This is a genomic window from Escherichia sp. WS1118 (assembly GCF_046487695.1).
In the GTDB taxonomy this organism is placed as follows: domain Bacteria; phylum Pseudomonadota; class Gammaproteobacteria; order Enterobacterales; family Enterobacteriaceae; genus Escherichia; species Escherichia coli.
In genome coordinates this window covers 243,286-255,767 of the sequence record NZ_JBJQIZ010000004.1, presented here as the reverse complement: position 1 = coordinate 255,767, position 12,482 = coordinate 243,286, and the positions used below count along the sequence as shown (strand labels likewise).

Annotated in this window: 9 protein-coding genes, 2 tRNA genes and 1 other RNA gene; 6 read left to right on the top strand and 6 right to left on the bottom strand. The window is 51.6% G+C overall.

From position 1 onward, the window contains the following. Positions 1-102 precede the first annotated feature (102 nt). The gene (gene rssB / locus ACJHYO_RS09560) at positions 103-1,116 is read right to left on the bottom strand and encodes a two-component system response regulator RssB (RefSeq protein WP_000193451.1); all 1,014 of its coding nucleotides are present in this window, start codon (positions 1,114-1,116) and stop codon (positions 103-105) included. A gap of 91 nt (positions 1,117-1,207) precedes the next feature. Continuing rightward, positions 1,208-2,113, bottom strand: coding sequence for a patatin-like phospholipase RssA (rssA, locus tag ACJHYO_RS09555; protein WP_001226476.1), 906 nt, complete (start codon positions 2,111-2,113; stop codon positions 1,208-1,210). 112 nt (positions 2,114-2,225) lie between these two features. On the opposite strand from rssA, the gene ACJHYO_RS09550 reads away from it, so the two are divergent. The 6 genes from ACJHYO_RS09550 (at position 2,226) to ACJHYO_RS09525 (ending at position 5,567) form a co-directional block, all read left to right on the top strand. Beyond that, positions 2,226-2,684, top strand: a complete 459-nt coding sequence (locus ACJHYO_RS09550; protein ID WP_001362934.1) for a YchJ family protein — start codon at positions 2,226-2,228, stop codon at positions 2,682-2,684. A 49-nt stretch (positions 2,685-2,733) separates the two neighbouring features. Continuing rightward, entirely contained in the window at positions 2,734-3,576 is an 843-nt protein-coding gene (gene purU / locus ACJHYO_RS09545) for a formyltetrahydrofolate deformylase (protein WP_000555849.1), read from the top strand. Positions 3,577-3,735: 159 nt separating this feature from the next. Continuing rightward, positions 3,736-3,820 (top strand) — tRNA-Tyr (locus ACJHYO_RS09540). Positions 3,821-3,853: 33 nt separating this feature from the next. Then, positions 3,854-3,938 (top strand) — tRNA-Tyr (locus ACJHYO_RS09535). Positions 3,939-3,984: 46 nt separating this feature from the next. Continuing rightward, positions 3,985-4,116, top strand: a non-coding RNA gene (locus ACJHYO_RS09530) — RtT sRNA. A 251-nt stretch (positions 4,117-4,367) separates the two neighbouring features. After that, the gene (locus ACJHYO_RS09525; RefSeq protein ID WP_016232995.1) at positions 4,368-5,567 is read left to right on the top strand and encodes an IS4 family transposase; all 1,200 of its coding nucleotides are present in this window, start codon (positions 4,368-4,370) and stop codon (positions 5,565-5,567) included. A 52-nt stretch (positions 5,568-5,619) separates the two neighbouring features. Here ACJHYO_RS09525 and narI read toward each other — a convergent pair whose 3' ends face one another. Genes narI through ACJHYO_RS09505 form a run of 4 tightly spaced genes read right to left on the bottom strand, consistent with a single transcriptional unit; the run spans position 5,620 to position 12,282 of the window. After that, the gene (gene narI / locus ACJHYO_RS09520) at positions 5,620-6,297 is read right to left on the bottom strand and encodes a respiratory nitrate reductase subunit gamma (RefSeq protein WP_001160110.1); all 678 of its coding nucleotides are present in this window, start codon (positions 6,295-6,297) and stop codon (positions 5,620-5,622) included. Then, positions 6,297-7,007, bottom strand: a complete 711-nt coding sequence (gene narJ, locus ACJHYO_RS09515) for a nitrate reductase molybdenum cofactor assembly chaperone (RefSeq protein WP_000571684.1) — start codon at positions 7,005-7,007, stop codon at positions 6,297-6,299. The genes narI and narJ overlap by 1 nt, the downstream gene beginning before the upstream one ends. Continuing rightward, positions 7,004-8,542 (bottom strand): nitrate reductase subunit beta, encoded by a 1,539-nt coding sequence (gene narH, locus ACJHYO_RS09510; RefSeq protein WP_000702647.1) that lies wholly within the window; start codon positions 8,540-8,542, stop codon positions 7,004-7,006. The genes narJ and narH overlap by 4 nt, the downstream gene beginning before the upstream one ends. After that, the gene (locus ACJHYO_RS09505; RefSeq protein WP_085455323.1) at positions 8,539-12,282 is read right to left on the bottom strand and encodes a nitrate reductase subunit alpha; all 3,744 of its coding nucleotides are present in this window, start codon (positions 12,280-12,282) and stop codon (positions 8,539-8,541) included. Before ACJHYO_RS09505 ends, narH begins: the two co-directional genes overlap by 4 nt. Positions 12,283-12,482 lie beyond the last annotated feature (200 nt).

Sequence of the window (12,482 nt, the reverse complement as noted above, 5' to 3'; positions counted from 1 at the left end):
GCGAGTTAGCATAATTAAGACAATTACTTATACGAATAGCGACGATAGTACCACCAGCCGACATTAGCAGGTAATGCAAATTTAGCCCGTGTTATCGTTTGCTCATTCTGCAGACAACATCAAGCGCAGCCGACCACCGGTTCCCCATATTTGGCATTGCCAGGCATCGCATCGCTGGCTCAATTGATTCAAATAAGCGTTACCTAAAGTGCCTAACGGAACACCATTACTGATTTGCACCTGATGTTCGCCGGTATTTAACGTCGCATTCAGACCCGCAGAAACCAGAATGAGATTTTTCAGTTCGCGATGATAATAGCCAACTAATAGCGGAAACTGCCCCGGCAGATTGGCCTGACGGAGTAAATGGTTTACCTGCTTCAATAACGCGCCCAACTCTGGCAACCGTTGATTTTGGTGTGCAAGCTGTTCCTGTAATAATCCGTTAAACAATGCGCGTAATAACAAGGCAGCAAGTACGCCATTATGTCCAGCTCGGGTGACATCAAGGCAATAAAATGCCAGATCGTTTTCCGAAAGTGCGGCAATATCAAGCACCAGGCCGGGTTTGTCCGCGGCAACTAATTGACGATAATTAACCCGGCATTGGGAAATCACCTGCTGAACCGGCGGTTGTAGTTCCTGTAATAATTTCGCCGCTGCAGCAGGGTTATCAACCATTGCATCCCAGTCGCGAAAAAGCCTTTCCTCTTCCTCAACGCGGGAATTAAACATGCTGGGATAGAGACAGGCAAAAACCATCTCGCGCAAGCGATTCAGATCTTTAACCGGTTTCAGCAAAACATCTTCAACACCCAGACGTAACGCTTTGGCAATATCTGCCATATTTTCAGTGGCAGATATCACCAGAACTGGTGTCTGGTCACCTCTGTTGCGTATATGTTCCAGCAGTTTAAGCCCGTTCATTCGTGGCATCGCGATATCACATATCATCAGGTCTGGAGTGAAACCTCCCAGCAACTCAAGGGCATCCACCCCATCAGCCGCCAGTACCGTTGTCGCTCCCAATGAGGAAAACCACGAATCCAGAAGCGAGCGAAATACCTGCTCATCTTCAACAATGAGAATCTGTTTTCCGACCAATGGCTGCGTCATGTTCTCTCCCCTGACTGGCTTTACTCAATAGTGGCACGCTATTGCCACCTACGCCTGTCAGAATTAACTTAAGTGTAGATAAAAATTCTGGTCAAATGTTGGTGCGTACCAACGGCAAAAGTTCGTCCATTTTCTTTTCCACTGCCAGTTGTCCGGCCGCAATGGCAGCGTGCGCGCGATGGAAATCAAGCGTAGATATTTGCGGGCAAACAGGTTGAATCAGAATATCGGGCGGATCACCTGCCATGCGGTTCCTTTTAAGGCGGTTCTCCAGCACCTGGATAGAAGTGGTCATAATCTCTGTTGCCGTTGGCGCTGTCACCGCCCGACGTGTCGTTATGCTGCCTAACCTTTCTTTCAGACGCGCATGCCACGGCAGAGAATCACCATTCTCGCTATTTTCTTCACTGACATTAAAGGAGAGCAAATCTTGTTGCATCAAATGAGCATCGTGCTGCAGGTCGACCGCTATCACAATATCAGCCCCCAATGCACGCGTGAGGGAAATAGGAATTGGGTTAACTACAGCGCCATCAACCAGCCAGTAGCCGTTATGCGCAACGGGTGCCATTAGTCCTGGAATACTGCATGATGCACGAATAGCAAGATGGAGATCGCCTTCAGTAAACCATAATTCACGCCCAGTACTTAAATTGGTGGCAACAGCCGCGAAGCGACGGGAACAATTTTCGATCTCTGTTTCCGGCATTATTTCGCGATATTGATTGAAGACACGCTCGCCGCGCAGTAACCCACCGCGCTGCCAGGAGAGATCCATCAGGCGTAAAACATCCCAATAACTGAAAGAGGTCACCCAATCTTCCAGCGCAGATAATCGATCGCATGCATAGGCAGCGCCCACCAGCGAACCAATTGAACATCCTGCAACGATATCAATTTCAATACCCACTTTTTTTAGCGCATTAATTACGCCAATATGCGACCAACCTCTTGCCGCGCCAGATCCCAGCGCCAGCCCTATTTTTATCTTTCTCATTATTCCCGCAAGATTCCCCTGGAATGCAATCGTAGCCACATCGCTACTGCTCGGTTAACATAGTGCTACTCAGGCGGTTAATACGCCGTTATTGTTTCCAGGGAGATTATTTGTGTCTCAGCTTTGTCCCTGTGGTAGTGCTGTCGAGTATAGCCTATGTTGCCACCCTTATGTGTCTGGTGAAAAGGTTGCACCTGATCCAGAACATCTCATGCGTTCGCGTTACTGCGCTTTTGTGATGCAAGACGCAGATTATTTAATAAAGACCTGGCATCCATCTTGTGGAGCAGCGGCGTTACGAGCCGAATTGATTGCCGGATTTGCGCATACTGAATGGTTGGGATTGACCGTATTTGAACATTGCTGGCAGGACGGCGGCAATATCGGATTTGTCAGTTTTGTTGCTCGATTTACCGAGGGTGGCAAAACAGGTGCAATAATTGAACGTTCGCGATTTTTGAAAGAAAACGGTCAATGGTACTATATTGACGGTACACGTCCGCAGTTTGGCCGCAACGATCCCTGCCCTTGTGGTTCAGGTAAAAAATTTAAAAAGTGCTGCGGCCAATAATGGTTGACGGTACGGTTTAGCAAACACTCTCAACAAGGTTTTTCCAGCAATGCATTCACTCCAACGTAAAGTTCTGCGTACTATTTGTCCGGACCAAAAAGGTCTGATCGCACGTATTACCAATATTTGCTACAAGCACGAGTTAAATATCGTGCAGAACAATGAATTTGTAGATCATCGTACCGGGCGCTTTTTTATGCGCACGGAACTGGAAGGGATTTTTAATGATTCCACCCTGCTGGCGGATCTCGATAGCGCATTGCCAGAAGGCTCCGTGCGCGAGCTGAATCCTGCCGGTCGTCGCCGGATAGTGATTCTGGTCACTAAAGAAGCGCATTGCCTTGGCGATTTGTTGATGAAAGCCAATTACGGCGGCCTGGATGTCGAAATCGCGGCAGTTATTGGTAACCACGATACTTTACGTTCTCTGGTTGAGCGGTTTGATATTCCGTTTGAGCTGGTAAGCCATGAAGGGTTAAGCCGCAACGAGCACGATCAAAAGATGGCGGATGCCATTGATGCTTATCAACCTGACTATGTGGTGCTGGCGAAGTATATGCGGGTATTAACGCCGGAATTTGTGGCACGCTTCCCGAATAAGATCATCAATATTCACCATTCATTCCTGCCAGCGTTTATCGGCGCACGTCCTTATCACCAGGCCTATGAGCGTGGCGTGAAGATTATTGGCGCAACCGCTCACTATGTGAATGACAATCTGGACGAAGGCCCAATCATCATGCAGGACGTTATTCATGTCGATCATACCTACACAGCTGAAGATATGATGCGCGCAGGTCGTGACGTCGAGAAAAACGTCTTAAGTCGTGCGCTATACAAAGTACTGGCGCAGCGCGTCTTTGTTTACGGTAATCGGACGATTATTCTTTAATCGCCAGCAAAAATAACTGGTTAGCTTTAATCCGTTACGGATGAAAATTACGCAACCAGTTCATTTTTCTCAACGTAACACTTTACAGCGGCGCGTCATTTGATATGATGCGCCCCGTTTCCCGATAAGGGAGCAGGCCAGTAAAAAGCATTACCCCGTGGTGGGGTTCCCGAGCGGCCAAAGGGAGCAGACTGTAAATCTGCCGTCATCGACTTCGAAGGTTCGAATCCTTCCCCCACCACCATCTCAAGCATTACCTACAATATGAATTACCCCTGGTGGGGTTCCCGAGCGGCCAAAGGGAGCAGACTGTAAATCTGCCGTCATCGACTTCGAAGGTTCGAATCCTTCCCCCACCACCATCACTTTCAAAAGCCCCTGAATTCTCAAACGAATCCGCAATTGAATATTCTGCCCATGCGGGGAAGGATGAGAAGCTTCGACCAAGGTTCGACTCGAGCGCCAGCGAGAGAGCGTTGCCGCAGGCAACGACCCGTAGGGCGAAGCGCGCAGCGCTGAGTAATCCTTCCCCCACCACCATTTCTTCCTGAAATACTCAAAACCTGTTACTCCGAGCTAATTCTGCCCAATGGCACCGCGTTTACCGGACCTAAAATATCCTCCCCTGTAGGTCGGATAAGCGAAGCGCATCCGACAACTCCCCCCGCACCGTGCCCATAAAAAAACCCGCCCATTACTGAGGAATCCCCAGTAATGGGCGGGTAAAAAAAGACAGGCATAGAGTTTTGTGATCTACTGACTTGTGCAACCAATTCAATGAGATCTCCTCTATGCCTGCTCGCCAAGTATGTCAGAATTTTTTCCGCGATGCTTTAGCACCATTTCACAAATACCGACAAAATGCTTTGTTGGATGCCACTATCGCACTAATCAATGGCGCATCTCTGACGCTGACCAGCATCGGACGTTATTTACCCGGTAATGCTCAGGTCAAAAATAAAATAAAACGTGTTGATCGTCCGCTCGGTAATGAGTCTCTTCATCACGACATCCCCCTGATTTTCAGAAACATTATTTCCATGCTGACGAGCAAACTGTCACTGTGTGTCATCGCCGTTGACTGGAGTGGATACCCCTCTCAGGAGTATCACGTACTCCGCGCCAGCCTGATTTGCGATGGACATTCGATTCCATTGCTGAGTTGGATAGTTCCTTCGGAAAAACAGCAAAATGCAAAGATACAGCAAGCCTTTCTTAATACTCTTTCCGAAGCGGTAAACCCAAAAGCAAGGGTAATCATCGTCACGGATGCAGGGTTCCAGAATGCCTGGTTTCGGCACATAAAATCACTCGGCTGGGATTTTATTGGCCGGATACGAGGCAATAAACAACTGCATCTGGCGAGAAAAGGGGAATGCTGGTTCAGGCGTCAGGAATTACAGGCCAGTAACAAACCTGAATATCTGGGGCCGGGGACGCTTTCCCGGGCGGAATACGCCCGTTGCGATGGTCATTTTTATTTGCACAAAAAAGAGCCGAAAGGCCGGAGAAATAAACGTTCGCGTTGTGGTATAGCCAGACCATCACAGATAAAAGATGCCAGGTCGGCGGCAAAAGAACCATGGTTAATATTCAGCAGCACAGATGACTTTAAACCGCGAGAAATCATGAAGTTATACAGCCGCCGAATGCAGATTGAGCAAAACTTCAGGGATGAAAAAAGTGAGCGTTTTGGGTTCGGTCTGCGAGCCAGTTACAGCTGTTCGGCAGGAAGAATGCTGGTACTGAGCCTGCTGGCAACACTGAGCACAATAGTGCTGTGGCTTATTGGCTATCACGCTGAAAATCAAGGGTTACATCTTAGATATCAGGCCAACAGCATTAAAACGCGGCGGGTAATCTCGTATCTGACGTTAGCGGAGAATGTCTTACGACACTCCCCGCTAATTTTAAAACGAACGGTGCTAAGCACCATTCTTAACCACCTCACCAGAACCTACCAGAATATGGTGTTGGTTTATTATCGCTGATTTATGGGGATCCCTCAGCGCCGAAGCAGGGTCTATGTGAACTAAAATTCGCTTAGTGACGAGCGCGCACCAGCTGATACTTACGCGTCAGATACTCCACCGGGACGCTCCAGATGTGTACCAGACGCGAGAACGGGAACAGCAGGAATAACGTCATCCCCAACACCAGGTGCAGACGGAAGATAAACGCCACGCCATCAAGATGTTGAGAAGCGCCACCGTGGAAGGTCACTACCGACTGCGCCCAGCCAACCAGTTTCATCATCTCGCTACCGTCCATATGCTGGGCGGAGAACGGAATGGTCAGCAGGCCCAGCGCGCACTGGATAACGAGCAGCGACAGGATCAGGATATCCGCTCCGGTAGTCGTTGCACGCACGCGTGGGCTGAACAGACGACGTTTCAACAACAGCACGCCGCCAATCAGACACAGTACGCCGCTGGCACCACCAGCAAACATCGCCATTTTCTGTTTTACTTCAATCGGCAGCCAGGCTTCATACATCCAGTGCGGCGTCAGCATACCGAAGAAGTGACCGACAAAAATCCCCAGAATACCGATATGGAACAGGTTCGACGCCAGATTCATCCCTTTGCGATCCAGCATCTGGCTGGACGCCGCACGCCATGTGTACTGCCCGTAGTCATAACGCAGCCAGCTACCAATCAGGAAGACCGCCCCGGCTATGTACGGGTAGATATCAAAGAAGAACATATTCAGGAATTGCATTAGTGCTGTCCTCCGGTGGTGATATTCAGATATTGCGGCGCGACGGCACCGGCAAAGCGACGCTGATGAGCAGTGATTGCTGAATCACCGCAGCCTTTTTCAGCAAAGAATTTAACCTGCTCTTCTTCCCAGACTGCATCCAGCGCCTGCGGCGTATCGTCGCGCGCTTCATCGGCAATTTTTTCCGCCACTTTGTCGCTGTCGATTGCGGTATTCGCCAGTTTCAGCAGCAGATCAAACAGCACGGCATAACGGCTTTCACGCTGTTGCAGACGCGCGCTCAGCAATGCCAGAATCGGCGCAATATCTTTCAAACCCTCCACGGCTTCGCTTTGCGGCAGCTGCGCCAGGTACTCCAGATACAGCGGCAGATGGTCGGGCAATTCGCGGCTGTTTAACTGCAAGCCGTGCTGCTCGTACTGCGCCAGCAGATCCACCATCGCCTGGCCGCGGTCACGGGATTCACCGTGAACATGTTCAAATAGCAACAGTGACGTGGCGCGGCCACGGTCGAACAGTTCGCTGTACTGCGCCTGGGCATCGAGCGGATCCATCGTCGTTAAATCGCGCAGGAAAATGCCCAGCGCATGGGCATCCTCTTTTGGCAGATTTTTCGACGCGGCAATCGCCTCAAACATCTCTTGTTGATGCTGCCATAAGGCAGCATCCGGATATTCAAGGAGACGCGATACAATCACGAGTTCGATCATGGGTGCGGCTCCGTTTTGCTGGTTACATCGATGGCATCGATACGGCGGCTGTTGAACAGATTGAATTTGGTATCTGAACCGTGGCAGCCATCACCAAAGGTAAAGCCGCAGCCATTTTTCTCCGGGAAGGCTTCCCGCGCCAGTTCACGATGACTGCTCGGCACCACAAAGCGATCTTCGTAGTTGGCAATAGCCAGATAACGATACATCTCCTGTGCCTGGGCTTCGGTCAGACCGACCTCTTCCAGCGCACGGGTATCGACTTTACCGTCAACGGTTTCAGCACGTTTGTAATGACGCATCGCCAGCATACGTTTCAGCGCGCGCAGTACCGGTTTGGTATCACCGGCGGTCAGCAGATTCGCCAGATACTGTACCGGAATACGCAGGCTTTCGACGTCTGGCAGAATGCCGTTGCTGCCCAGTTCACCCGCGTCTGCCGCAGACTGAATCGGCGACAGAGGCGGCACGTACCAGACCATCGGCAGTGTGCGATATTCCGGATGCAGCGGCAGCGCCAGTTTCCATTCCATCGCCATTTTATAAACTGGCGACTGCTGCGCAGCCTCAATAACGCTCAGCGGAATACCGTCTTTAATCGCCTGCTCGATGACTTTCGGATCGTTCGGATCGAGGAACACATCCAGCTGACGCTGGTAGAGATCTTTCTCGTTCTCGGTACTTGCCGCACGTTCAATCGCGTCGGCATCGTACAGCAGCACGCCAAGATAACGGATACGACCGACACAGGTTTCTGAACATATTGTCGGCTGGCCGGCTTCAATACGCGGATAGCAGAAGATGCACTTCTCAGACTTACCGCTCTTCCAGTTGAAGTAGATTTTTTTGTACGGGCATCCGGTGATGCACATACGCCAGCCACGGCATTTATCCTGGTCGATCAGGACGATGCCATCTTCTTCACGCTTGTAAATCGCACCGCTCGGGCAGGTCGCCACACATGCCGGGTTCAGACAGTGTTCGCACAGGCGCGGCAAATACATCATGAAGGTGTTTTCGAACTGGCTATACATCGCCTTCTGGATGTTGTCGAAGTTCTTGTCTTTCGCCAGCTTGTCAAACTCACCGCCCAGGTCATCTTCCCAGTTCGGCCCTTTTTCGATTTTCGCCATCCGTTCGCCGGTAATCAGTGAACGCGGACGGGCAATCGGCTGTGATTTGCTGCCTTCCGGCGCGGTATGCAGGTTCTGATAATCAAAATCGAACGGCTCGTAATAATCGTCGATCCCCGGCAGATGCGGGTTAGCGAAGATTTTACCCAGCAGCATGGCACGGTTACCCATGCGCGGCTGCAGTTTGCCGTTGATTTTACGGATCCAGCCGCCTTTGTATTTTTCCTGGTTTTCCCAGTCAGTCGGGAAGCCCTGGCCCGGCTTGGTTTCCACGTTGTTGAACCACGCGTATTCCACGCCTTCACGGCTGGTCCAGACGTTTTTACAGGTCACTGAACAGGTGTGGCAGCCGATGCACTTATCGAGATTCAGCACCATGCCGACTTGTGAACGAATTTTCATTTTACGCTCTCCTGTACCTGGTCATTGCCTTCGCCATCTAACCAGTCAATGTTCTTCATCTTACGCACTACAACAAACTCATCGCGGTTAGAACCTACGGTGCCGTAGTAGTTAAAGCCATATGCCAGATGGGCATAGCCGCCAATCATATGCGTCGGTTTCGGCGTGATACGGGTGACCGAGTTATGGATACCACCACGCTGTTGGGTAATTTCCGAACCAGGCAGGTTAACGATACGTTCCTGCGCGTGGTACATCATGGTCATCCCTGCCGGAACACGCTGGCTGACAACCGCACGGGCAGTCAGTGCACCGTTGCTGTTGAAGACTTCAATCCAGTCGTTATCGGCGATACCCAGCTCTTTGGCATCGGCTTCACTCAGCCAGACCACCGGACCACCGCGACCTAAAGTCAGCATCAGCAGGTTGTCGCTGTAGGTGGAGTGGATACCCCACTTCTGGTGTGGCGTCAGGAAGTTAAGCGCTTTTTCCGGGTTGCCATTGGATTTCTGGCCCATCACTTCTTTCACCGAACGGGTGTCGATCGGCGGACGATAAACCAGCAGGCTTTCACCGAAATCACGCATCCATTGGTGATCCTGATACAGCTGCTGACGGCCAGAGAGCGTACGCCACGGGATCAGCTCGTGAACGTTGGTGTAACCGGCGTTGTAAGAAACGTGTTCATCTTCAAGGCCAGACCATGTCGGGCTGGAGATGATTTTGCGCGGCTGTGCCTGAATATCGCGGAAGCGAATCTTCTCGTCTTCTTTATTCAGCGCCAGATGCGTATGGTCACGGCCGGTAAACTCGCTCAGGGCAGCCCAGGCTTTTACAGCTACCTGACCATTGGTTTCCGGTGCCAGCGTCAGGATCATCTCTGCCGCATCAATTGCGGTATTGAGCATCGGCTGGCCTTTTGCCGGACCTTCCGCTTTGGTGTAGTTGAGCTTACGCAGCAGATCCATCTCGCTCTGGGTGTTCCAGGCAATCCCTTTACCGCCGTTACCGATTTTCTCCATCAGCGGGCCGATAGAGGTAAAGCGTTCGTAAGTTGCTGGATAATCGCGCTCTACGACCATAATGTGCGGTGCAGTTTTACCTGGGATCAGGTCGCATTCGCCTTTTTTCCAGTCTTTCACATCCAGCGGTTGCGCCAGTTCAGCGGCAGAGTCGTGCTGGATAGGCAGCGTGACGATGTCAGTTTCTTTACCCAGATGACCAACGCACACTTCGGAGAATTTCTTCGCGATGGCTTTGTAGATTTCCCAGTCGCTTTTCGCTTCCCAGGCCGGATCGACCGCCGCAGACAGCGGGTGAATAAACGGATGCATATCCGAAGTATTCATGTCGTCTTTTTCGTACCAGGTCGCCGTCGGCAAAATGATGTCGGAATAGAGACAGGTGCTCGACAGACGGAAGTCCAGCGTCACCACCAGATCCAGCTTGCCTTCCAGACCGTTGTCCTGCCAGTCCACTTCTTCCGGCTTCACGCCGCCCTGCTGCCCCAGGTCTTTGCCCTGGATACCGTGCTCCGTCCCCAGCAGGTACTTGAGCATAAACTCATGACCTTTACCGGAAGAACCGAGCAGGTTAGAACGCCAGATGAACAGATTACGCGGGTGGTTTTTACCGTTTTCCGGCTGTTCCGCAGCGAAACGGATAGAACCCTCTTTCAGGGATTTAACCGTATAGTCCACCGGATTCATCCCGGCTTTTTCTGCTTCGCGAGCGATAGTCAGCGGGTTAGTGCCTAACTGCGGCGCAGACGGCAGCCAGCCCATGCGTTCTGCACGGACGTTAAAGTCGATCAAGTGTCCGGTATAGCGAGATTTATCCGCCATCGGCGACAGCAGTTCTTCCGCAGTCACGGTTTCATAACGCCACTGGCTGGAGTGGTTATAGAAATAAGAGGTACTGTTCATGTGACGCGCCGGACGCTGCCAGTCGAGGGCAAACGCCAGCGGCTGCCAGCCGGTTTGCGGACGCAGTTTTTCCTGACCTACATAGTGCGCCCAGCCACCGCCGCTCTGACCGACACAGCCGCAGAAAATCAGCATGTTGATCAGACCACGATAGTTCATGTCCAGGTGATACCAGTGGTTCAGCCCAGCGCCGACGATAATCATCGAACGACCGTGCGTTTTATCAGCGTTATCGGCAAATTCACGGGCGATGCGAATAATCTGGCTGCGAGAAACGCCGGTAATCTGCTCTGCCCAGGCAGGGGTGTAAGCTTTCACATCGTCATAGCTGGTTGCACAGTTAACGTCGTTCAGGCCACGTTCCAGACCGTAGTTTGCCAGCGTCAGATCATAAACGGTGGTCACCAGGGCGGTGCTGCCATCAGCCAGTTGCAGGCGTTTCACCGGCAGCTTATGCAGCAGCACGTTTTCCAGTTCCACTTTGTTGAAGTGTTCCGTGCCATCGCCACCAAAGTACGGGAAGCCCACCTCAGCGATCTCATCCTGGCTACCCAGCAGGCTCAGTTGCAGCTCGGTTTCTTCGCCAGTTTTGCCGTCGCGCTGCTCAAGATTCCATTTGCCCTTCTCGCCCCAGCGGAAGCCAATAGAACCGTTCGGCGCAACCATTTCACCATTGGTATTAAAGGCGACAGTTTTCCATTCCGGATTGTTTTCCTGGCCCAGTGCATCCACCAGATCAGCAGCGCGCAGCATACGACCCGCAGCGTAGTAACCGTCGCGCTCTTCCAGCATCACCAGCATCGGCATGTCGGTGTAGCGGCGCACATAGTCGGTGAAATACTGGCTTGGGTTGTCGAGGTGGAATTCACGCAGCATTACGTGACCCATTGCCAGCGCCATTGCCGCATCGGTGCCCTGTTTCGGTGCCAGCCACAGATCGCACAGTTTGGCGATTTCAGCGTAGTCTGGTGTGACGGCAACAGTTTTGGTCCCTTTGTAACGCACTTCAGTAAAGAAGTGAGCATCCGGGGTACGCGTCTGCGGCACGTTTGAACCCCAAGCGATGATGTAGCTGGAGTTGTACCAGTCAGCAGATTCCGGTACGTCAGTTTGCTCACCCCAGGTTTGCGGAGACGCAGGAGGCAGGTCGCAGTACCAGTCGTAGAAGCTTAAGCAAGTACCGCCAATCAGCGAGAGATAGCGCGCACCCGATGCGTAAGAAACCATCGACATTGCCGGAATTGGCGAGAAGCCAGCGACACGGTCCGGGCCGTAATTTTTGATGGTGTAAACGTTAGATGCGGCGATCAGTTCGTTCACTTCCTGCCAGGAAGAACGAACAAAACCACCGCGTCCACGCGCCTGCTTAAAGCTTTTCGCTTTATCGGCGTCTTCAATGATAGAAGCCCATGCCTCAACCGGATCGCTATGCAGCGCCTTCGCTTCACGCCACATTTTCATCAGGCGTTTGCGCATCATCGGGTGTTTCAGGCGGTTAGCGCTGTATAGATACCAGGAGTAGCTGGCACCGCGCGGGCAGCCGCGAGGTTCATGGTTTGGCAGGTCCGGGCGAGTACGCGGATAGTCAGTCTGCTGGGTTTCCCAGGTGACCAGACCGTTTTTGACGTAGATTTTCCAGCTGCAGGAGCCGGTGCAGTTTACCCCGTGGGTAGAGCGGACGATTTTGTCATGCTGCCAACGCTGGCGATATCCATCCTCCCAGTCACGGTTGGTATTGAGAAGCTGGCCATGCCCATCGGCAAAGGTTTCACCCTTCTGTTTGAAGTAGCGAAACCGGTCCAGGAATTTACTCATCGGTTTTCTCCTGTGGGAGCCTGTCGGCCCTCTGATAAATCGACATTGCTAATGTTTAAGGGCAAGGTAACGCTCTGAAACAGCGTGGGAATTGATAACGATCAAGAGTGATGGGGATGAAAAATAAAGTAAATTCCTGGAATACCCCTTTAGGATAATTAACATTTATAGCATAACAGACTGTAAATTAAGACGTTTTA